Source organism: Bacteroidota bacterium (genome assembly GCA_017303975.1).
In the GTDB taxonomy this organism is placed as follows: Bacteria; Bacteroidota; Bacteroidia; order JAFLBG01; family JAFLBG01; genus JAFLBG01.
Map to the genome: position 1 here is coordinate 43,530 of JAFLBG010000012.1, position 23,153 is coordinate 66,682.

The 23,153-nt window shown below is 34.3% G+C and carries 21 protein-coding genes; 11 read left to right on the forward strand and 10 right to left on the reverse strand.

Translation table 11 applies throughout. From position 1 onward, the window contains the following. Nucleotides 1-111: 111 nt before the first annotated feature. From J0M08_06285 to J0M08_06320, 8 genes are all read left to right on the forward strand, one after another. Complete coding sequence (locus tag J0M08_06285) at nucleotides 112-825, forward strand: DUF4197 domain-containing protein (GenBank protein ID MBN8702653.1); 714 nt, start codon at nucleotides 112-114, stop codon at nucleotides 823-825. A 118-nt stretch (nucleotides 826-943) separates the two neighbouring features. Next, nucleotides 944-2,134: a pyridoxal phosphate-dependent aminotransferase gene (locus tag J0M08_06290; GenBank protein MBN8702654.1), complete on the forward strand. Its 1,191-nt coding sequence runs from the start codon at nucleotides 944-946 to the stop codon at nucleotides 2,132-2,134. An 84-nt stretch (nucleotides 2,135-2,218) separates the two neighbouring features. Continuing rightward, nucleotides 2,219-3,154: a D-glycero-beta-D-manno-heptose-7-phosphate kinase gene (locus J0M08_06295; GenBank protein MBN8702655.1), complete on the forward strand. Its 936-nt coding sequence runs from the start codon at nucleotides 2,219-2,221 to the stop codon at nucleotides 3,152-3,154. Between the two features lie 61 nt (nucleotides 3,155-3,215). After that, nucleotides 3,216-3,881 carry a bifunctional demethylmenaquinone methyltransferase/2-methoxy-6-polyprenyl-1,4-benzoquinol methylase UbiE gene (ubiE, locus tag J0M08_06300; protein ID MBN8702656.1) on the forward strand — a complete coding sequence of 222 codons (666 nt, stop codon included), beginning with the start codon at nucleotides 3,216-3,218 and terminating at the stop codon, nucleotides 3,879-3,881. 66 nt (nucleotides 3,882-3,947) lie between these two features. Beyond that, entirely contained in the window at nucleotides 3,948-4,637 is a 690-nt protein-coding gene (locus J0M08_06305; GenBank protein ID MBN8702657.1) for a PorT family protein, read from the forward strand. Nucleotides 4,638-4,754: 117 nt separating this feature from the next. After that, a complete protein-coding gene (locus J0M08_06310; protein ID MBN8702658.1) occupies nucleotides 4,755-6,338 on the forward strand; it encodes an FAD-binding protein in 1,584 nt (527 codons plus the stop codon). Between the two features lie 51 nt (nucleotides 6,339-6,389). Then, entirely contained in the window at nucleotides 6,390-6,878 is a 489-nt protein-coding gene (locus J0M08_06315) for a YajQ family cyclic di-GMP-binding protein (GenBank protein ID MBN8702659.1), read from the forward strand. Nucleotides 6,879-6,936: 58 nt separating this feature from the next. Beyond that, nucleotides 6,937-10,008, forward strand: a complete 3,072-nt coding sequence (locus J0M08_06320; GenBank protein ID MBN8702660.1) for an N-acetylmuramoyl-L-alanine amidase — start codon at nucleotides 6,937-6,939, stop codon at nucleotides 10,006-10,008. Nucleotides 10,009-10,013: 5 nt separating this feature from the next. Here the strand turns inward: J0M08_06320 and tsaB are convergent, their stop codons facing one another. Together tsaB and J0M08_06330 are read right to left on the reverse strand one after the other, a co-directional pair. Beyond that, nucleotides 10,014-10,688, reverse strand: a complete 675-nt coding sequence (gene tsaB / locus J0M08_06325; protein MBN8702661.1) for a tRNA (adenosine(37)-N6)-threonylcarbamoyltransferase complex dimerization subunit type 1 TsaB — start codon at nucleotides 10,686-10,688, stop codon at nucleotides 10,014-10,016. Nucleotides 10,689-10,706: 18 nt separating this feature from the next. Continuing rightward, nucleotides 10,707-11,060 carry a DUF3127 domain-containing protein gene (locus J0M08_06330; protein MBN8702662.1) on the reverse strand — a complete coding sequence of 118 codons (354 nt, stop codon included), beginning with the start codon at nucleotides 11,058-11,060 and terminating at the stop codon, nucleotides 10,707-10,709. Between the two features lie 305 nt (nucleotides 11,061-11,365). On the opposite strand from J0M08_06330, the gene J0M08_06335 reads away from it, so the two are divergent. Continuing rightward, the gene (locus J0M08_06335; GenBank protein MBN8702663.1) at nucleotides 11,366-12,337 is read left to right on the forward strand and encodes a hypothetical protein; all 972 of its coding nucleotides are present in this window, start codon (nucleotides 11,366-11,368) and stop codon (nucleotides 12,335-12,337) included. Between the two features lie 66 nt (nucleotides 12,338-12,403). After that, the gene (gene yidC, locus J0M08_06340) at nucleotides 12,404-14,320 is read left to right on the forward strand and encodes a membrane protein insertase YidC (GenBank protein ID MBN8702664.1); all 1,917 of its coding nucleotides are present in this window, start codon (nucleotides 12,404-12,406) and stop codon (nucleotides 14,318-14,320) included. Between the two features lie 12 nt (nucleotides 14,321-14,332). Here the strand turns inward: yidC and J0M08_06345 are convergent, their stop codons facing one another. The 8 genes from J0M08_06345 to J0M08_06380 form a co-directional block, all read right to left on the reverse strand. Then, nucleotides 14,333-15,361, reverse strand: coding sequence for a glycosyltransferase family 2 protein (locus J0M08_06345; GenBank protein ID MBN8702665.1), 1,029 nt, complete (start codon nucleotides 15,359-15,361; stop codon nucleotides 14,333-14,335). Next, a complete protein-coding gene (locus tag J0M08_06350; protein ID MBN8702666.1) occupies nucleotides 15,354-16,232 on the reverse strand; it encodes a hypothetical protein in 879 nt (292 codons plus the stop codon). Before J0M08_06350 ends, J0M08_06345 begins: the two co-directional genes overlap by 8 nt. 2 nt (nucleotides 16,233-16,234) lie before the next feature. Further along, on the reverse strand, nucleotides 16,235-17,119 hold the full coding sequence (locus J0M08_06355) for an alpha-1,2-fucosyltransferase (GenBank protein MBN8702667.1): 885 nt from the start codon (nucleotides 17,117-17,119) through the stop codon (nucleotides 16,235-16,237). Then, the gene (locus J0M08_06360) at nucleotides 17,119-18,297 is read right to left on the reverse strand and encodes a glycosyltransferase family 4 protein (GenBank protein MBN8702668.1); all 1,179 of its coding nucleotides are present in this window, start codon (nucleotides 18,295-18,297) and stop codon (nucleotides 17,119-17,121) included. The genes J0M08_06355 and J0M08_06360 overlap by 1 nt, the downstream gene beginning before the upstream one ends. A gap of 13 nt (nucleotides 18,298-18,310) precedes the next feature. Beyond that, nucleotides 18,311-19,321: a glycosyltransferase gene (locus tag J0M08_06365; protein MBN8702669.1), complete on the reverse strand. Its 1,011-nt coding sequence runs from the start codon at nucleotides 19,319-19,321 to the stop codon at nucleotides 18,311-18,313. Between the two features lie 14 nt (nucleotides 19,322-19,335). Beyond that, nucleotides 19,336-20,001, reverse strand: coding sequence for a hypothetical protein (locus J0M08_06370; protein ID MBN8702670.1), 666 nt, complete (start codon nucleotides 19,999-20,001; stop codon nucleotides 19,336-19,338). 2 nt (nucleotides 20,002-20,003) lie between these two features. After that, nucleotides 20,004-21,236: an ATP-binding cassette domain-containing protein gene (locus J0M08_06375; protein ID MBN8702671.1), complete on the reverse strand. Its 1,233-nt coding sequence runs from the start codon at nucleotides 21,234-21,236 to the stop codon at nucleotides 20,004-20,006. Between the two features lie 209 nt (nucleotides 21,237-21,445). Continuing rightward, nucleotides 21,446-22,261, reverse strand: coding sequence for an ABC transporter permease (locus J0M08_06380; GenBank protein ID MBN8702672.1), 816 nt, complete (start codon nucleotides 22,259-22,261; stop codon nucleotides 21,446-21,448). Nucleotides 22,262-22,338: 77 nt separating this feature from the next. Here J0M08_06380 and J0M08_06385 point away from each other — a divergent pair, with 77 nt between their 5' ends. Then, nucleotides 22,339-22,806 (forward strand): hypothetical protein, encoded by a 468-nt coding sequence (locus tag J0M08_06385; GenBank protein MBN8702673.1) that lies wholly within the window; start codon nucleotides 22,339-22,341, stop codon nucleotides 22,804-22,806. The last annotated feature ends 347 nt before the right edge of the window (nucleotides 22,807-23,153 follow it).

Here is a 23,153-nt window from a genome sequence, read left to right on the forward strand (position 1 = left end):
GTTAAAAAGTTTGTGCCCTTTTTTGCTTTTTATAGTAAATAAAATGAAAGCACTTTTTTACTACGTATAGTTTGGCAGAATATTTGTAAGTTAGATGTGTAAATGTATAATATGAGAAATCTAGTTTTAGTTGTAGTCCTTTTTTCAACAATAGTTGTGAATGGGCAAATTAACGTTAATTCTGTAATTAATACCATCACAGGTTCAAATGGCGCTTCGCTTACCAATGATGAAGTTGTAAAAGGCTTAAAAGAAGCTTTAACTGTTGGCACAAACAATTCTACGGCAAAGGCTTCTAAGTTGGATGGTTTCTATAAAAATACGGCTATAAAAATACCTTTTCCTCCGGAAGTAAAGCAAGTAGATCAAACATTGCGAAACCTTGGAATGAACAAACAGGTAGATCAATTTGTAATGACCTTAAACAGGGCAGCTGAAGAAGCTGCTAAAGATGCGGCTCCTATTTTTATTGCTGCTGTTACGCAAATGTCAATAATGGATGGAATATCTATTTTAAAAGGCGGTGATAATGCAGCAACTCAGTATTTGCAACAAGCAACTATGGCGCAACTTAAGGCACAGTTTAAACCTAAGGTTGCTGCAGCATTAAAGAAAGTTCATGTTACGAAATATTGGAATCCGTTGGCAAAAAAGTATAATAAGTTACCCATGGTTCAAAAAATTAATCCCGATTTAGAAAGTTATGTAACCGATAGGGCTATTCAAGGGTTGTTTAAACTTGTAGCAGAAGAAGAACTTAAAATTCGTAAAGATCCCGCTGCACGTGTTACCGATATTCTAAAAAAAGTTTTTGGCTTTAAATAGGGAATAGGGTCTAATTCAAAAGCACTTTTATTATTCCGTAATTAGCTGAAAAATACTACATTTATGTACTATATAATTCACTAATAATCTTACCAACCTAGTTTGGTTAAGCAATTTTATGAAGCTTACAGACCGTATAAAAAGGCTATCTGAATCACAAACAATAGCCATGGCTCGTAAAAGCCGAGAATTAGCAGCACAGGGGATTAATGTTATAAGTTTAAGTCTGGGGGAGCCCGATTTTACTACACCTGATGTTATAAAACAAGCTGCTAAAAAAGCAATTGACGATAATTTTAGCTACTACACTCATGTGTCTGGCTATTTAGAATTAAGACAAGCTATTGCAAGAAAATTTAAACGTGATAATAATTTAGACTATACAGCAGAAGAGATTGTGGTTTCTACCGGAGCTAAACAATCAATTATAAATGTGGTGTTAAGTTTGGTTAATCCTGGAGATGAAGTGTTGGTACCTGCGCCATATTGGGTAAGTTATTTAGAAATGATAAAGCTTGCCGATGGAGTTGCTGTAATTGTACCATCAACTATTGAAACCGATTTTAAAGTTACTTCGGCTCAGTTGGAAAAACACATTACCTCAAAAACTCGATTGCTAATGATAAGTACTCCTTGTAATCCTACAGGGAGCGTTTATTCTAAACAAGAACTAAAAGCTATAGCCGAAGTAATTGTAAAGTATCCTGAGTTATATATTATTTCTGATGAGATATATGAACATATCAACTTTGTTGGCAAGCACGAGTCTATGGCTCAGTTTGATTTTATAAAGGATAGAGTTATTACTGTAAATGGTGTTTCCAAAGGATTTGCGATGACAGGTTGGAGAGGAGGCTTTATTGCCGCTCCACTTTGGATTGCAAAAGCGTGCGATAAAATGCAAGGTCAGTTTACTTCAGCAACTAGCTCCATAACACAAAAAGCAATGTATGCAGCTATGGAAATGGATCCTGCAGAAATTATACCTATGCGAGATGCGTTTAAGCGAAGACGAGATTTGGTGCTTGGATTATTAAAAGATATAAATGGGTTAAAAGTAAATATTCCGGAGGGGGCATTTTATGTTTATCCGGATGTTACAGCTTATTTTGGTAAGTCGTTTGGTAGCTATAAAATTAAAAATGCTACCGATTTGTGTAATTATTTGTTAGACGATGCGCATGTTGCACTTGTGCCGGGAGAGGCTTTTGGGGAAGATACGAATATTAGAATCTCCTACGCTACTTCAGAAGAAAGGTTGCAAGACGCAATGGAAAGAATAAAAAAATCGTTGGATAAGTTAGATTAAAGAAATATTAATTTGGATAGGCATCAACTAAATAAACTTTTTCAATCTTTTAATCGCTTAAACATATTAATTGTTGGCGATGGCATGATAGACTCTTATGTTTGGGGAAAAGTAAATCGCTTGTCTCCTGAGGCTCCTGTGCCTATTGTAGCGGTTGAAAAAAAAGAAAACAGATTGGGTGGTGCGGCAAATGTTGCACTAAATATTCAAGCTTTAGGCGCAAACCCAATACTGTGTTGTGTTACAGGCAATGATTATTATGGTAAAGTGTTTACCGACCTGTTGAAAAAACAAAAGTTAGTACATAAAGGCGTTGTTGTAAGTAATGCCCGTATAACAACTGTTAAAACAAGAATTATTGGCAATAATCATCAATTAGTGCGTGTAGATGAAGAGTTGAATGACAGACTTAGTAAAGCTGATGCGAAAAAGGTTGTTGATAAAGTGACTTCTTTATTTTCCGAGGCTAAAATTGATGCTGTAGTATTTGAAGATTATAATAAAGGATTGTTATTCCCAGAATTGATAAGCGACATTACTAAACTCGCGAATAAAAAAAACATCCCAATAATTGTCGATCCTAAAAGGGCTAATTTTAACGACTATGCAAAAAGCACCTTGTTTAAACCAAATTTAAAGGAGTTGTGCGAGGGAGCAAAAATTGAAATTGAAATAATTAACGAAAAGGAACTGAATGTAATAACAGACGCATTCCGAAAAAAACATTCAATAGATAGCATCATGGTTACCTTATCTGAACATGGAGTATATGTAAATGATGGTACCTATAAAAAAATAATCCCGGCTCATAAACGTTCTATTGCTGATGTGTCCGGAGCAGGGGACACCGTAGTTAGTGTGGCGGCACTTTGTACTGCCTTGAAACTTCCAATTGAATTTACAGCTTCATTAGCCAATTTAGCCGGAGGTTTGGTTTGCGAACATGTTGGTGTTATTCCTGTTAATAAGAAACAATTGTTGTTAGAGGCAGAAGCTATATTAACTAAATCCATCAAGTAGTTTGAATCCTGTTGTGCCTTATAAAGAATCGTCTTCCGCCAAAAAAGAGCAGGTAGCGCAAATGTTTAACAACATTGCACACAGCTACGATTTTTTGAATCATTTTTTTTCTATGGGTATAGATAAAAAATGGCGAAAGAAATTGGTGGCAAAAGTAGAAGAACGCAACCCTGTTTCTATTTTAGATGTAGCTACAGGCACCGCAGATTTGGCAATTTCATTAGCAACTATAAATTCTGTAAAAATTCATGGAATAGACATTTCTGCTAATATGTTGGAGGTAGGCAAGAAAAAAATTTTAAAGCATAAATTGTCGGATAAAGTTGTATTGTCTTTGGGAGATTCTGAAAATATTCAATTCCCCGAAGCTTCTTTTGATGCCGTAACTGTTTCGTTTGGAGTACGAAATTTCGAAAATTTAAATTCCGGACTTAAAGAAATGCGAAGAGTATTAACGGTAAATGGGAGAGCTTATATTTTGGAATTTTCGCAACCATCTAATCTTCTTTTTAAAAAACTATACTGGTTTTATTTTAAAAACTTAATGCCATTCATCGGTAAATTAATTTCTAAAGATTATTCTGCCTACAGCTATTTGCCGGAATCTGTAAAATCCTTCCCTTACGGAGTTGCATTTTTAGATAAATTGAAAGAAGCCGGTTTTTCGAATTGTAAACAAATTCCTTTAACTTTCGGTATAGCAACATTGTATATTGCTGAAAAATAAAAAGTTAATTATTGCGTTACATAGTTTGAATAACCCATTTTGAGTATCATAAAAAGAAATATCCTATTGTTTTTTGCACTTCAGCTATTGCTAGCAAACTACTTGTATTCTCAAGATGCCAAGGTGCCTAACTTACCCAAATACTACAGGTCGGTTCTTAATTTCGGGTTTTATTTAGGAGTAAATCGTGCCGATTTTTCGGTTATTTCGAGTCTTGATAAGCCTGATAGTATTTTAGTGATAGAATCGGCTCCTAAAACCGGATTTAATTTGGGAATAATGGCCGAAGTTAGATTGCATGAATATGTAACTCTTCGTTTTTTGCCCGATTTGGCTTTTAGCGAACGCAATATTCAGTTTCAAATGAAGGATAGCAAAGGAGAGTATTTATTGAGCAAGCAAGTAGAATCTACTTTTTTGGATTTTCCATTAAATATAAAATATCGATCTAAACGCCTTAATAATTTTGGTGCATACGTTGTGGGAGGCGGTAGATATACAATTGACTTAGCTTCGCAAAAAGATGTAAAAACAACTAACCCCAATGAGGCAATAATTAAACTAAACAACAAAGATTTTGCATACGAATTAGGCACCGGACTTGATTTTTATTTAACCTACTTTAAATTTGGAATTGAGTTTAAATGGGTATTTGGCTTAAGTAATATTTTGGTTCGTGATAATTTTATTTATTCTAAAAGCCTTGATAAACTAAATTCAAGAATGTTCTTGCTTTCATTTACTTTTGAGGGATAATGCCAATTCTAATACCATTTGTAATTATAAAATAGGCTACAAATGTATATCCCTCTCATTGAGAGGGCAGGGAGAGGAAAGGAAAATAGGCTATTTTATAATTGCAAATAGTATAAAATGATAAAAGAAATTTCTTTAGTTGTTTCTCCTGCTGTTGCCGCAGATAAAAATCAAATAAAAGCTAGTGTTTGTAGCAATTTTGGGATTTTAGAAAACGAAGTAACAGAAGTAGAAATTTTAAAACGGTCGGTTGATGCTCGAAGTAGGAATATTAAAATTAATTTAAAAGTTAGAGTCTTTGTAAATGAAATTCCAACAAAAGACCACGATTTTAAATTTAAACAATATAAAAAAGTAAGTTCCAACAAAACGGTAATTATTGTAGGAGCTGGCCCAGCCGGACTTTTCGCTGCTTTAAAGTTAATTGAATTAGGTGTAAAACCAATTGTCATAGAACGAGGCAAAGATGTAAGAGAGCGCAGAAGAGATTTGGCTGCAATAAACAAAGAGCAGGTAGTTAATCCAAATTCTAATTATTGTTTTGGTGAGGGTGGTGCAGGAACGTATTCCGATGGTAAATTGTATACGCGTTCTACCAAGCGTGGCGATGTGTTTGAGGTGTTAAAAACATTTGTTCAGTTTGGTGCTAGTCGCGAAATATTAGTTGAGGCACATCCACATATTGGTACCAATAAACTTCCTAAGATTATTACTGCTATGCGAGAGCAAATTCAAGAAGCAGGAGGAGAAGTGCTATTTAACTTAAAAGTAATTGACTTGCTGGCTTCTGATAAAAAGCTAAGTGGTGTTGTGGTTGAGGATTTAATATCATCGAATATTTACGAGCTGGCAGCTAATTCTGTAATTCTTGCAACGGGTCATTCTGCAAGGGATATATTTACTTTATTGCACAAAAAAAGTATTTTGCTTGAGTTCAAACCCTTTGCATTGGGTGTACGTGTAGAACATCCTCAAAGCTTGATAGATTCTATACAATACCATTGTGCTATAAAAGAAGTAGAGGAGCAACGTAAGTACTTACCGGCAGCTTCATATAGCTTGGTTGAACAAGTTGATGGAAAAGGGGTTTACTCTTTTTGTATGTGTCCGGGAGGGATTATCGCACCATGCGCTACAAGCCCCGGAGAGGTTGTTACCAATGGTTGGTCACCATCAAAAAGGAACAACCCATTTGCAAACTCCGGTTTGGTGGTAAGTGTGGAGGAGAAGGATATTCCAGCCTTTAAGAATTATGGCCCATTAATGGGAATGTATTTTCAACAAAGTGTGGAGCAACAAATGTGCAAAGCAGGTGGAAATACACAAGTGGCGCCTGCCCAAAGATTAGTAGATTTTGTAAATAATAAATTATCTGCCGATATACCTCAAACATCTTATCAGCCTGGAGTAGTATCAGCTGAACTTCATCAGTTGCTTCCTAAATTTGTAAGTACTCGTTTACAAAAAGCATTGAAAGAGTTTGGCAAGAAAATGAGAGGATATTATAGTAATGAAGCTGTTCTAGTTGCTACAGAATCAAGAACATCATCACCGGTGCGCATTCCAAGAGATAAAGAAACGTTTCAACATCCACAATTAAAAGGACTTTTCCCTTGCGGAGAAGGAGCCGGTTATGCCGGAGGTATTATTTCTGCAGCTATTGATGGAGAGCGGGTGGCGGAAGCTGCTGCTAATATTTAAGTAATTGTTTGATTTTTTGTATTTTTTATTCAAAATTCATTATTTATAACTATGCCATCATTCGATATTGCCAACGAAATAGACCTACAGTTACTAGATAACTCTATAAATGTAGCACGTAAAGAAATTGCAACACGGTTTGATTTTAGAGATTCTAAAACACTTATTGAACTAGATAAAAAAGCCAAGGCAATAACCATTACCACAGAAGATGCTATGCGCGTAGATTCAATTATTGATGTAATTCGGGCAAGAATGATAAAGCAAAAGTTAAATCCTGCTTGTTTAGATTACGGAAAAGATGAATACGCATCGGGCAATATGGTACGCAAAGAGCTGAAGATAAAGGAGGGGATAGACAAAGATGCAGCACGCAAAATAATAAAAGATATAAAAGACTCAAAGCTAAAGGTGCAAGCTCAGGTTATGGATGATAAAATACGGGTTTCTGCCAAAAAAATTGACGATTTGCAGCAAGTAATTAGTTTGGTGCGGTCTAACGATTACGAGATCCCTGTGCAGTTCATAAATATGAAATAAAATTATTGGATTGAGGACTCTGATTTCTTAAATTGCAGTAATCTTAACCAATTACTGTATGAAAAGATTACCACTATTTTTATACCTACTATTTTTTTCGTGTATTTTAAAGGCGGACGAGCAAGTTGTAAATCCATATCAGTTATACTTTAACGAGGCTTATCAAACTAATCCTTCTATTCCCAAGGGAATGTTGGAGGCTGTATCTTTTAATCAAACTCGATTTTATAATTTAACAGATAGTGAGGAGGGAAGTTGCATTGATATTCCTAAAATGTACACCGTAATGGGTTTGACTTTGGATGGAAAAAAATATTTTAGAAACAATCTTACGAAAGTAGCTCTGTTATCGGGTTATTCGGAGCAACAGATATTGACAGATGTTCGTACCTCTATTCTTGCGTATGCAAAAGCGTATACCGTATTACAGCAAAAACTAGCTTTAAATACAGACCCGGAAAATCATGTACCAATTCTTATTGAGTTAAGTGAGCTTCCGATTGATGCAGACATTACAAATAATTTTGCGTTAAACTCGCAGTTGTATGTAATCTATAAATTTTTAACGAATGGAATTTACCAATCTATTTATGGCTTTCCAGATCACCACATCGATTTGCAAAAAATATTCGGTGCAAATCTATCTGTGTTAAGTGCTAAGAGTGTTACAATAGATGGTTATGAAATAATGGACGAAACTAATGGTGCGTCTTATAAGTATTCGAATACCCCAACTCTTCAATCTACAGATTATGCTCCTGCATTGTGGGATCCGGCAGCAAGCTGCAACTACGGTTCTAGAAGCGGTGCTGCAATTACTGATGTTACAATACATTTTATGCAGGGTACCTATGCAGGTTCCATTTCTTGGTTTAAAAACTGTGCCTCCAATGTATCTGCTCACTACAATATTCGCGCTTCAGATGGCCAAATAACACAAATGGTTAGAGAAAGTGATAAAGGCTTTCACTTAAAGAGTAATAATAGTTATACAATTGGTATTGAGCACGAAGGTTGGATATCTCAAACTAGTTGGTTTACTTCCGCCATGTATAGCGCATCATCTGCTTTGGTTAGGGATATTTGTAATAGTGGTTATGGGATTAATCCTTTGCGCACGTATCATGGTCCGGCATGTAGTGGAAGTACTAGTCAGTGTTTAATTAGTACAACTTGTTATCGAATAAAAGGACACCAACATTTTCCTGGACAAACACATAATGATCCGGGTCCAAACTGGAATTGGTATAAATTTTATACCATGATAAATAATAATCCAACAATTACCACAGTAACTGCAACTACCGGAACATTGTATGATAATGGCGGTGCTAGTGGTAATTATACGAACGATTTAAGACAAGTTATTCTTATTCAACCATCCGGTGCACAAACGGTTTCTATTAATTTTACTCAGTTTAGCACCGAAACTAATTTCGATTGGTTGTATATTTATGATGGAAGCACAACCAGTGCACCTTTAATTGGTAGGTATTCAGGTACAACAAATCCTGGTGCAATTACATCCTCCGGAGGGAGTTTGTTGCTTGATTTTAGAACAGATTGCGCTACTATTTCTAGTGGATGGGCTCTCACCTATAATGGTTCCGGCTCATCATCATCTACTACAGATATAGTTGCGCCTACCACGCAAATACAAGCAAATTTAAATTGGCAAACACAAGATTTTGTTGCAACAGTTACTGATTCTGATAATGTTGGAGGTAGTGGAGTAGATAGGGGATACTATCAAGTTATTGATTTTGATGGAACAGAGTGGAGAGCCAATAATACACGAGGTTATTTTTCTGATAATTTTGATCAGGCTATTCATGCTGATTGGACTGCAAAAACAGGTACTTGGAACATTACTTCTCAGGCACTTTATCAATCGGACGATACGCAAAACAATACAAATATTTATGCGCCACTTACTCAAACATTATCTAACAGGTACTTGTATCACTTTGTAGGTAAAATAACGGGAGCCGGAAATAATAGAAGAGCCGGTTTTCACTTTATGTGCGATAATCCGGATTCCTTGCAGCGCGGTAATTCTTATTTTGTATGGTTTAGATTGGACGACCAAAAATTGCAAATCTATAAGACCATTAATAATAGCTTTGCGTCTCCTATGTTAGATGTGCCGCTTACCTTTTCTGTGAATGTGTACTACGATTACAAAGTATTGTATGATAGAATTACCGGACTAATTCGTGTATATCAAAATAACATTTTAGTTGGTACAGTTACTGATTCTTCTCCAATTGCAAGTGGTACACATATTTCATTTAGGTCGGGCAATTCTCAGTTTTATGTAAACGAATTGAAAATTTATCGCTCCAGGGGAGCATCTGTAAATATTACAGTAGGTACTTCTTCTAGCGATATTCGTTATCAAAATATAGATCCGTTTACCGAGGCCGCACGATTAAAAACTATCTGCACCGATTCGGCCGGAAATCTTTCTGCGGTAGATTATTATTACATAAATGCCGATTGGACAGCTCCCGGAGCAATTAAGAATATGTACGATGGAAGCATGTTGTTGGTTGATTCGGCAATCAATTTTTCTGCTACCAGCATTTCCGCTAATTGGACTTCCAGTTCCGACCCACATTCCGGGATTGAAGAATATTATTTTGCAATTGGAAGTTCCGCAGGCGATTCTGATTTAGTTGGTTGGACAAACAATTTCGATAGTACAACCATTACTATTAATCCTATTGCGTTGCAAAATGGTACAACTTATTACATTAGTGCAAAAGCTAAGAATGGAGCGGGATTGTGGTCGCCAGTAATTACATCTAATGGACAAGTTGTAGATACTAATTTTCATAAAATTATTGCGTTGCCTAATGATGAAGATTATATTCTTTACGCTAATCCAATTTCAAGAAATACGTTGGTGTATTTATCGTTAAGTCAAGAGGCAAAATTAGATGTTAAGCTAGTAGATGTATTAGGTCGCGAAACACTTATTCTTGGAGGAACGTATGGAACAGGAAAGCATCGCATTCCTCTTAGCTTGGAAAAAGAAGCCATTTTAGAAGGTGTATATTTTGTACATATTTATAAAAATGGAGCGTCTAAGCCCGAGATTAGAAAAGTGGTGTATATAAATAAATAGCTATTCTACTTTTTTGTGGGCGTGTAAAAATCCTTTACATAATTAGGCTCGAAGTAGGCAGCATCTACAAATTTTTTTTGTAAGAACATTTGGTCTGCTATGCTTGCCATTTCCTTGGCAGATGGGTAAATAGTATCTATAAAAAATGCATTCGTGTTGTTGGCGAATATGGGTTTGCATTTTTCGGCACCATTCCCAATAAAATATATTTTTTGGGTTTTTAGTTCTTCGGCAAAAGAACTGTGGTCAATAATCATCGCACAAGTTTCTAATAATTGTTTTTTTTCTGCCGAGAACAATGCGGTGTAAACCTCCATTCTTCTAGCATCAATCATTGGACATATAAGCGCATCAGATTCTATTGACGAAACTGCGTTTGCCATTATAAGTAGGGAGTCAATAGCAATCAAAGGTTTTTTTAAGGAATAACATAATCCTTTTGCAGTTGATGCGCCAATTCGTAGTCCTGTATAAGAGCCTGGTCCTTTACCTACCGCAATAGCATCAACATTGTTTAGTGTTTTGTTAGCTATAGTAAGAACATCTTGTATAAAGAGGGTACTATTTTCGGCATGAGTATAGCCATCATTTAATTCCTTACACGCAATAGTTTTTCCATCTAGACTCAATGCAACCGAACAAAGTGTGGTAGATGTTTCTAGTGATAAAATAAGAGCCATTAAAAGGGTTTGTGTTAATTAAAATGGCAAATCGTCTTCTGTTTCAGGCAGAGGAGGTAATTCTTGCTCGAAAGAAGGTGCGTTTTTCCCTGCAGTATTATTCGATCCTCCGGCACTTTCTATTTTCCATGCTTTTACATCGGTGTACCATTTCCCATTATATTCTCTGCTTTCAACATCAAAAGAGATGTTTAATTTATTGCCAACTTGCAGTTGACTTTCATTTATTTTATCGCCCCAAATAGAAATACATACTTTTTTAGGGTATTGACCTTCCGTTTCTACAATTATATCTTGTTTTTTCCATTGTCCGTTTTTTCCGGTTCCTGTTTGCAAAGGCAAAACTTGGCTCAATTTGGCTGTTAATTCCATATATACTTAATTTTTGGTCGGCTAATATAATAGTTTATTTTAATCTTAATTATTGGGTTTGGGGTTAAATTACCTAAGATGTTCGTTTTGTTGTTTCTTTTTCAATATGTTATTTAAATAAAAACTTCAAATTCGTTAAGGACTCAATTAGTAGAGAATTAAGTTGTGATCCCTCAACTATCTGTTATTTAATGGCTTATGCCGTGCTTGTTCGTGTTAGCATTCTTATTTTTTGCTAATTTTGGTTGGACAATGAAACTTTTATAGCGCATATTCGTATTAACATCAAGTTGTTGATAAACAATATGCGAAAATCCAATTTTGTACTCATTTTTTGCTTCCTATTTGTTCACATGCAAGCCTGGATAAAGGATAGCACTAAGTATTCCTTTGAGCAGGTGGCTACCGAAGAGTACGGTATTAGTTTTTATGAGAAATTTAATGAGTTTACTGGGGGCGATTCTGCACGATTGGATGAAATTGATATTCCCAAACAAGGATGGGCTTTAGATTATTACAATACCGGCAATTTACTTCACAAAGGTTATTATCAAGACGGTCATCTTAATTATTATAAAAATTACTATCCCAATGGTCAATTAGAGCGTAGTTTTGAGGCTGTGGGTTTGGGCAGTTACATCATGAAATCTTATTACAAGGACGGAACTCAAAAGGCAATAGTACATTATAGAAATGGGATTGCACAAAAGGAGACAGATTTTTACCCCAACGGACAGGTTGATTTTTTTGAAGAGTACAACAAAAATGTAGATTATTTAATAAATAGAAAATCGTACTCAGAAAATGGTGTGCTGATAAGTGAGTTTAAGCTTACCGATAAAAAAAAGAAGACCTATACATTGAGAGAGTTTTTTGATAATGGAACTATAAAGGAAGAGGGTGTTTTGGCGTATGATGAAGGTTCCTTAGATTATAAACGAGATGGGGTTTGGAAAACGTATGATGCCGATGGTAAAATAGTTTCGGAGGAATTGTTCGTTTCTGGCCAGCTTACTTACAATTCTGTAACATTAGCAGAGCAAAGAGTTAAAGAAGTTGATAGTCAGCAAAAAAATGCACAATTAGTATCTCATACCAATTCAAAAAACATACAGGTTAAACTCCCTAAAAAGTTTAAGTATGCTGATGTGGATAAAGACGGATTAATTTCTCAGGATGAAATATCCTTAGGTATTGACTCTTATTTTGAAGGTAATAAGCATTTCTCTCCCGAGATAATAAACGAGCTAATTGACTACTTTTTTGAGCAAGGATAATCCTTCTTTGTTTTAAAATATCTATTCCAAAACAATTCCTATCTTTGCGGGCACTTTAGCTTTATTATGGATAGAAATTCAATCATAGGACTTACACTCATAGGATTTATTTTATTTGGGTGGATATATATTACGGCACCTTCAAATGAAGAAATTGCTCAAAGAAAAAAAACTGCCGATTCGTTAGCCGTAATTGAAAAGCAAAAGACAGACACACTTTTAAAGGCTAGCAATGTTGTGTCTGATAAAATTCCGGCAAATTCTAACGTTGCTGCAATGGCTGTTGTTGGAGCTCTAGATTCTACAGGCAAAGCCATGCCTGTAAATGCCGATTCGTTACAAAACGAAGCAAGCAAAAGTATGTATGGTGTTTTTGCTTCGGCATCTAAAGGTGTAGAAAAATATTACACTTTGGAGAACGAATTTTTAAAAGCAACAATATCTTCTAAAGGCGCCCGAATAGTTTCTGTAGAACTAAAAAATTATAAAACCTATTCCGGCAAACCGCTACAGTTATTCGATAAAGACTCTTCTGCTCTTAGAACAATATTTATTGCTCAAAATAGAGCTATTGTTAGTGATTCGCTTTATTTTACTGCTAACTCAGAATCTTTTTCTGTAAATAAAACGGATTCAAATTCTATTTCCTTTAAACTATTTGCCGGCAGCTCTGATAAGTATTTAGAATATACCTACTCCCTAAAGGGCAATACGTATTTATTAGGATTCTCCATCAACACAATAGGACTACAGGATATTATTCCTTCAAATACAAATGAGCTTACGCTTAATTGGGAGATGAAAATTCCTTCGCAAGAAAAAAGTATTGAAAATCAACAAGCAGCATCTACAATTTATTTTAAGTACAACGAAGATGAGGTTGATTATATTTCCGAAACAAGTGATGAAACAAAATCGTTTGAGTCGAAAATTAAATGGCTTGCATTTAAGCAACAGTTTTTCACATCTGTTTTAATTGCAAAAACAGACTTCGAAAAGCCAATGGATGCTACCACAAAGAAGATTGTGGGCTCTAAAAATTATGTAAAAGAATTTACTTCTAATCTTACAATTCCGTACAAGCACTTGGCTAAGGAAGGCTTTGATATGCAGTTTTATTTTGGACCAACCCACTACCAAACATTAAAAGAGTATGGTTTGTCGTTAGAAAAGCAGGTGCCGCTTGGTTGGGGAATTTTAGGTTGGGTAAATAGATTTTTGGTTATTCCTATTTTTAATTTTTTAGATGGATTTAATTTAAACTACGGAATTGTAATTTTAATATTAACGCTTATTATCAAAGCCTTATTATTTCCGATTGCATATAAAACTTATTTGTCGTCTGCTAAGATGCGAATTTTGAAGCCTGAGGTAGATGAGATAAATAAAAAGTTTGGCAACGATGATCCTTTGAAAAAACAGCAGGCAATGATGTCTTTGTACAAAAAGGCGGGTGTAAATCCTATGGCAGGATGCATTCCACTTTTATTACAAATGCCAATCCTAATTGCGTTGTTCCGATTTTTTCCTGCATCTATCGAGCTAAGGCAACAAGCCTTTTTGTGGGCGGATGATTTATCTACCTACGATTCGATATTAGATTTTTCTTTTAATGTTCCATTCTATGGCGATCATATAAGCTTGTTTACTTTATTAATGACTGTTTCTACTATACTATACACATACAGTAACAGTCAATTAATGGCAACCAATAACGATATGCCCGGGATGAAGTTTATGATGTATTTTATGCCGATTATGTTTTTAGGAATTTTCAATAACTATTCTGCCGGATTGAGTTATTATTACTTTTTGGCAAATATGATAACGTTTAGTCAAACCTTTATCATGCGCAGATTTGTAGATGAAGATGCGTTGCATAAAAAAATACAAGAGAATAAAAAGAAGCCGGTAAAAGTATCTCGTTGGCAGCAACGTTTGCAGGATATGCAAAAAGAACAACAAAAGAGATTGAAAAAATAAGTGAAAGCTTTGTTAGCGTTTGTTTTTAATGCCTCTAAGAATACATTTTAAAACAAATTTCACATTTTCTAAAATTGAAATTGGGAACTGTTTTTTTAATGAAGAGCTTAAATAAATTTTTATTGCTTTAACTCCTAAGTTTGTATTGCCACAACTATCTAACCAAAGTTTTCCTATTACTTTGTTTAGCGATTCGGTATTGAATATATTTTTTTCTTTGTTTAATGCAGAAAGCTTTATAAGCCACTCTTCAATTTTCAATAATTCATCAGTACTTTGTAGAAAAACATTATTCCCAATTTTGGAGTGTGTTTCCAACTCGACAGAGGAAAATTGTATTCCTAAATTCGATAAAAAACATTCACGTATTTTATTTGAAATAATTTTTTGCTCCTCTGTTTTAGTGCTGGTTATTTGGGTATCATGAATTCGGTAAAGTAAAAGTTCTTCTTCCAAAAGATGAATTTCTCCTTTGTTGATTATCACATCAGTCCATAGTTTGTAATCTTCTGCGTGTTTAAAATTGGTATCGTACTGTAAGTTATTTTTTTTAATAAAATCGGTACGCATCATCACCGTAGGATGGGCTATGGTTGCAGTAAACAATAACAGTGGGGCAATTTCGTTGCTTGTGAACCAATTATTTGTAGATATTGTTTTTTGTTTAAATAGATATTTGTTATTAGTTGCGCATACTGCGCAAGTGCTGTTCTTTTGTAAATAGCTGATTTGTTTTTTTAACCTATTGGGAAGGCTTATGTCATCCGCATCCATTCTAGCGATGTAGTTGCCTTTTGCTAAAGAAAATCCCTTGTTGAGTGTACTAATAAGACCAAGATTGGTAGTGTTTTCAATTAGTCGTATTCTTTTATCTGTAAAGCTGCGAATTATTTTATTTGAATTATCTGTAGAACCATCATCAATTACTATAAGCTCAAAATCTGTATAGGATTGGCTAAGAATACTATCAATAGCCTCTCGCAAGTATTTTTCTGAATTAAATACCGGCATTAGTACAGTTATTTCCGGTGCTTTAGTCATTTATTTTTTGTTGTAATTTTTCAATAATAGTGTTGTCTATTTGACAATCAAACTTTCGTCCGAAAAATTTAGATGGAGCGTTTGTTAAAAGAGTGTAGTCTTCGTCTCTTAGAATCTTTGGATACTCCGGCCCGGTTGCCCAATTAATGTAACGCAAATCGTCATTGGTAATTTTATCTGCAAATGCTGAATTTAAAAGAATTGTTTGAATAAAAATTTCATCAGCAGTGCTTGTATATTTGAATCGTTGCAGGTATTTGGGATTATCTTTTACATACTCGCATACATATTGCAATGCCTCGTGCGATAAGGTAAACCAATTGGGGCCACCATAAAAATTATAGTTTAATTTTCGCTTTATTCCTGTTATATCTTGCAACTTGTGAATAAGGGCATTTAGTTTATTGTATTTATAAGAGTGTCGTTGACTTAAAATGTCTATCCAATAGTAATACAAACGTTCTAGTCCGCCATTCTCTCCCCAATTAGCAGTATTGGGTAATTTAAAGTGAGATAAAAATTCCTGGCCTTTGTGTTGTTCCAGAAAAGATGCAAATTCTGTTATCTTTTTTATTGGAAAATCTTGCCCGCTTATAAGGCTGTAATAGCTGCATTTTGATTTAGCCACAGCAGTAGTAATAAGTTCTAAGGTGGCCTTTATTTGGTTGAAACTTCCCCAATAAACTTTGTAGCGTTTAGTAAAAATAATTTTTGAATTGGAATTGTATTTTCGGTAAAGAAAATTATATGTTTCTTCTGATTTTAAATCTACATGGATGAATAATTGTACATCGTTTTTAATCAATGTTTCAATCAACTTACTTGCTTGTTCCTGATAACGATGTATTAATACTAAAAAGCCTAATTTCATTTTTAAATTTTTATCCAGTCAGTTGGAATAACATCCGATGTGTCGATAGAAGTGTCTGCAAACCATGTTTTAGGAGCAATAACAATCTTTTCTTTACTTGGGTTTAGCCAAGCGCCCCACCAACTAAAACTACTGTTAGCAATAATGTGATGCTTGCAGGCAGACATTAAACGTAAATCTTCGTAACTCTTTTCTCCGGTGTTAAAATCAATGTAAAAGGATGGGAGGTTGAATTTTAAATTCGTTTCTACCCATTTTGGGTCGTCCGAAAAAAAGAATAGAGTAGGGGATTCTACTTTTTGTAAAATTGTATCCAATGCTTTTTGATAGTAATCAACAGTACAGATGCCATGAAAATTTAATACGTTCTCATTGGCAACATAATCGGTGCGCCTTACATGAATACTAATGGAATTAGTTTGTTTTATTCTTTGAAGGAATGTCTGGTTTTGATCATTAATTGGTGGCTTGAAGTATAAATCATTACGAATATCTTGTGCTACATCTTTAAAATAGTTCTCGCTTTGCCAAAAGCCATCTAAATAAGTGTTTGCCGGAAAATGCTTGAATTGCTCATTAAAGCTATGCTTTGTCTCTTTTCCGTAATACGTAGAAAATAAATTTGGAAACTTATATGATAAATTTCGTAGTAATTTACTGTCTCTAATTTTTTTTATTTTTGCGAGTTCCGATTCAGAAACAAATTTTTCATTTATGTTAAAAACAGAAAGTTCGTAGTTTCTTTTTGTGTAAGCTCCATTGGGATTTTCATTCAAAAAAGATAAATCGAATTTAAAATCGACACGATGTTTTATTGCTAAACTTTTTGCAGCAGCATATTGAAAAAGCTGGTTGCCTAAGCCACCCATGAGTTTTACTACAATCATTAAACTTTCGTTTCTGAAATTAAACTTAAATATAACTTTTCATATTGTTGTGTTATAATTTCCCAACTGAATTTTTCTTTCCAAGCCTTGTATCCGTTTTCTGCCAATTGATTTCTAGTTGTGTGGTCGTTATACATCTCTTCCAACATCTTTGTCGATTCATTACAAGTTGCATGGCTGTATCCCTCGCTATCAAATGTAGTTGGGAGTAGTTTGCCCGCATTACTCCATTCAATAATTTCTTTGGAGTTGCCCACATTTGTTGTTAGGAAAGGTGTTTTCGCTGCCATACATTCAAATAATACAATTGGGGAACACTCTATATTGGATGGAAATAGAAATAAGTCAGCTTCTTTGTAGGCTGCTACGGTGTCTTTTCTAGAAATATGGTTTATTATAACTTGCTTTGAACCTAGCTTAGATAGTAAGAAACGCAAGCCTAGCGGGAAGTTTTTAATTAAATGCCTATAAAAGTATTGGTACTTATTACCAATAAAAAGCAGCGTTGCATTTTTTATGTTTGATTTTAAGAATATTTTTAATGCTTCTTTGTGCCCTTTTATTCCTGTGTAGCTGCCTACGTGAAGAATTAAGAAATTGTCTTGTGGGATGTTGTACTTTTTTCTTAGATATTTGCTATCGCAATTTTCAAACTCATCTGCTGCTGCACCATTGGGAATTATGATTGTTTTGGTAACATTATTTTTTTTAGCAAAATTGATATCTCTGTAATCGTTGGATAAATACACATTCATGTCGTATTGATGTATCCACGTTTTCATTTTTTCGAAATATTCTTTGTATTCTGGCCAATAAAACCCAGAATAGCCTGTAGGTACAGACACTTTCTTTGCTTTTATTTTAGTTAGGATTGGCAATGCTATATCGGTAGCCCATTGCTGTGCTGCGAAAAATGTTATAACATCGAAATCATTATCAAGTAGGAAAGATTCATATGCGTCTTTCTCTCCTTCTATTCCTCTAACCCAGCTTCCTGAAACAGCAAATTCTTTTATCGTTACTCCATTTAGTTCGGTAAAATTTCTGTCTTCATGTTTAGATGTGGCAACGGTAACACCGTGCCCAAGCTTTACAAGCCTTTCCGACAGCTGTTTTACAACTTCCTGCATACCTCCAACTGATGGAGCATAGGATTCAACGCAATGGAGAATTTTCATGTGGTAGTTGATTTTAAAACGAACTTGTGGTTATTAATACCCTTCTTTTAATTTTAAAAAATAGTTTTGTAGGCAAAGAAGTTTTTGTGGAGTATATAAAACTGTTGTAGTGTTTATATTTCACAAGATATTTATGTCTTTTCAAGTTGAAAAGTGCCGGATTGCATTTGTTGTTTACATTAAGATAGTTGTCTATTGAATCAAGACATTCTAGCAGATTTAAATAAGTGGTTTTATCAATGGGTTCTGATAATGTTCCGTGGTGTAATTGAGCTAGAATTATGCCATACTTTTTATGTGACTCAGACAAGTAAAAAGAAATATGTTGAGCAGATTGTTTGGCTACAACTGCTGCAGACGATTCTTGAGCTAATGTTGTTTTTGAAATGCCGGAGTTTACTTCTCTATAGTCGAGTAAGATTTCTGGAATGTTTGCTATTTCAAATTTTTGTGAAATTCTAAACCAATATTCAAAATCTTGTACTAAATGATGTACCGCATAATCATACACTCCAACTGTATCAATAATTTCTCTGCGCATCATAATGGAGCTATGCACAAAAGGATTGTCGAAGCACAAATCGAACTTTAGCGTACAATTTTCTTTTGGGTGATGGTGTGCTCTGCCTGTGTCGTTTCCATTCTCATCAATAATACGAGCCCAAGTGCCAACTAAATATACCGATGGATTTGAGTGGAGATAATTTACCTGTTTTAATAATCGTTCTTTGTAAGAGAGGTCATCGGCATCTTGTCGGGCAATATATTTTCCTCTCGATAATCGAATTCCGTTGTTTAAAGCTTTTGCTAAACCTTGATTCTGTTGGTCTATTAAAACAATTCGAGAATCGTTAAATGCTTTTATGACGGACAGCGTATTGTCTTTTGAACCATCATTTATAATAATTAATTCAAAGTCAGAAAAGCTTTGATTTAAGATGCTTTCTACAGATGACGCTAGGTATTTTTCGCAGTTGTAAACTGGCAGTATGATACTTACAAGAGGTATGGTAGAAGTATTCATCTTATTTGTAGTTTTTAAATTGGATGATTTAGTAGTTTTTTATATTCTGTCATCCAAACTTCGAGCATCACTTTTTCTGACTCCGCCTCATTAACCATATAATTAGAAAGCCACTCTTTTGCTTTTTGGCAGAGTTGTAGGTTTGTTAAAGAGCAGTCTTTTTTTTCAGCGATTAATTGTATGTTATGTGTGAGTTGGTAAGATGTTTTTATCACTTTCTTTATGTCATATCCAAATTGATTGAGTAGTTGAGTTAATAGTTTAACGGAATACCCTTCATAATGTATAGCCCATCCTGCTTCATGTGAGCCGAAGATATGTCTTAAAGCAACAAATTTTTCTTTTGGTTTTTTAAATCTTGAAATAGCAATTTTTGCCATTTTTTCAAAATCTGGAACTTCAATATGTAAAATGCCCTGGGGTTTAAGCCAAAAGTACCAATTGGAAAGAAGTGCGCATGCTTCAGCACGCGAAAAATGCTCAAATACATGATGCAGTCGAATTTCGTCTATAGAGCTATTTGTATATGCGAGTTCTTTTATATTGCAATACTTATCTGCCTTCATGGATGTCATTACAGTATGTTCTGAAGAAGGATAATCTATATTTACATAGCCATCTAAGTATACTTGCCCACAACCTAAATGTAATTTAGTATTATGAATATTTTTTTCCGCCATTTTCAACCTACTTTATGTATTTGTACTTTAGCTTGATTTATTATAATTCCACTATCCGTATTGATAATTTGTTTGTCGCTACTAAGCGTGGTTACTTCTGAAATAACAACGTTAACTATGTCTTTGGTATAGCTAAAAGTCACATGATTGCTTGATAGTCCAATGGTAATTTTATAGTTTCCTTTTGTAAAATGAATATCCTTTATCTCAAAACTTGCTTCGTATATTCCGGGAGTTAATGTTTGTGGTTCGCTCCAAATAGTTCTTAAATGAAAGTCAAACAAAGTTGATATTCCTATTGCGGCAACCATATTTTCTAAATTTGTATTGATTTTAAATACAACTTTAGCAATCCAATTTTGCCCCATTGATATTTCGGGAATATTTTTATTGTTGATATCTGTTATATAAAATTTAGTTGGATATCCTTTTAGCTCAGCACTATTTAATGGTTTCTCGAAGTCGATGAAGCTAGCAGATACATTTGTTTGCAAATATTTATCTATAACCTTATCCATGCTATCAAACAATGCTATTCTCCCTTGGTTTAGCATTAAGCCTTTGTTGCATAACTTTTGTACGGTCTCCATGTTGTGGCTTACAAACAAAACAGTTCTTCCTTGTCCTGTAGCTTCTTGCATTTTGCCTAAACATTTTTTTTGAAATGCCATGTCGCCTACTGCCAAAACTTCATCTACAATAAGTATTTCTGGTTCTAGGTGAGCAGCAACTGCAAATGCTAAGCGCACGTACATTCCACTGCTATATCGCTTTACAGGAGTGTCTAGAAATTTTTCTACTTCAGAGAATGCAACAATTTCATCAAACTTGCTTTTAATTTCGGCACGGCTCATTCCTAAAATAGAACCATTCAAATAAATATTTTCTCTGCCGGTAAGTTCCGGATGAAATCCTGTGCCTACTTCTAATAAACTAGCTAAACGACCATTTATCTCAATTCTCCCACTTGTAGGTTCGGTAATTCTACTAAGTATTTTTAATAGGGTAGATTTACCGGCTCCGTTTCTGCCAATGATTCCAACACGGTCGCCTTGTTCTATGGTAAAAGAAATGTCTTTTAGAGCCCAAAAATCTTCTTTATGGGAAGAGGTGTTTTTCTTGAAAATGTTTTTAACTCCATTCGAAATTTTATCGCGTAACAATAAATACCTTTCGTCTTTTTCGTGACGAATGATATACTTCTTGCTTATATTTTCAACTTTAATTATGCTCACTGATGGTTTAGTCTGTTAGTCGGAAAAATGTTAGTTAGTTTTTAAAAGTCTATAAGTCATTTTTTTAGTTCGGTAGTCTACTTGTCAAATAGTTTGTTTGTGCTTTAGTCAATTAGTTGGTTAGTTTGTTAGTCAATTAGTTTGTCAGAAATTGAAATTGTCTTTTATTACTAACTATTCTTAATTTATAATTATCAATTTTTAATTTACTAAACAATATCTGCAAAAAAGCGTTCTGTTTTTCTAAAAAAAGAAAATCCAAAAACTAAAAAAAAGATGCTTACTACTGCAGAGTAAACCACGGCAGGCCAATAAATACTTATGTTGCCACCGAGCATGCTCCATCTAAAACCATCAATTATTCCAACTAAAGGATTTAATGAATAAATCATTCGAATAGCGGGATTAGTAAATGTGTTACTAATATACATTACCGGAGAAATAAAGACCCCAAATTGTATTATAAAAGGCACTATATAACGGAAATCTCGATATTTTACATTCAGGGAGGCTATCCAAAAGCCAATACCCAATGCCAATATTAAAAGTAGTGCAAAGAAGAAAGGCATAAATATAATTCGGTAGGAGGGTAAATAATTAAACCAGAGCATTAGAACAACGGTCATTACTAATGCTACTATAAAATCAATGATACAAACAATTACACTACTTACCGGAATAATTATTCTAGGAAAATACACTTTGCTAATCATCCCGGAATTGCTAACCATAGAGTTGCTTGCTTCGCTAAAGGCGCTGGAAAAAAATTGCCAAGGTAAAATACCAACAGCAACTAAAAGTGCATAAGGAACCCCTTCGTTTGGGAAACTTCCTAAATTCCCAATAATAGTAAAAACCACAATACTTAAAAATGGGCGAATAAATGCCCATAATAAACCAATGGTGGTTTGCTTATACCTTACCAGGATGTCTTTCCATGCCAAAAAATAAAAAAGTTCTTTAAAGCTTTTTAGTTCGCTCCAATAGTGTGTTGCTTTTTTATTTGGCTCAATAATAATTTTCAAGGCATGTGCTTTTTAAGGCTCGTAAATTTCTTAATTTTTATTGGATTAACCGCCTACTTTTTTTATTATATTCAAGTATGGTGATTGGCAGATATTTCAGCGTTTTAGGTATTCTATTTTTGAGTGTGTACCTTTTTTCTATTCGTGGCAATGCGCAAAGTAAGCTAAGTAAGCGCTACACATTTGATTATTTTTCGAAAAAGAAAATTTGTGTGGGTGTGGCTGCTTCCGGAAATTGGTTTAGGAATACGGATATTGGGACGTTAAATCTTAAAACAGGCTTTTTTCCACTTAAATGCTTGAATGTTGGTATTGGTGCTGATTATAAAGCTACTGGAACATTTAGACTCCAAAAGGCTTTGGGCACTTATGCGCGTTATTATTTTATGAATAAACGCATTTCTACTTTTGCAGAAGCCAACTGTTTTTTAGGCAAGAGCGAAGTAAAAAGTTTGTCTGTTAATGAGCAATATTGGCAAATTGGAGGCTCATTAGGCGTTGCTTATACGGGTATTTTAAATAGGCTAGGAGTAGAAGTGTTCTAAGAGTTGGTAAATGAAAGCATTGCCGGTAAGTCTCAACTGTATTTTCTATTGTCGGTTAGGTTAAATGTATATTTTTAAATTTAGCTCCTATTTAGTATTTTATATGTTTTTTCGTTTTAAGGGGCTGTTTGTTAGTGTTTTATGAATTGAGTTGCCATTTTCTAAAACCTAGAATCAATTTTTTGATACTTTTCTTTTGCATTTTTTGCAACTTTTCAGATTTCTTATTGTGCAAATCAATAACTAGTACTGTTGTAACCGCAAAAAATGCAACTGATTCTATTTATTGGCTATAATCCATAATTCTCTTAAGAAATATTGCAAATATTTGAAGTATGGCTAGTAAA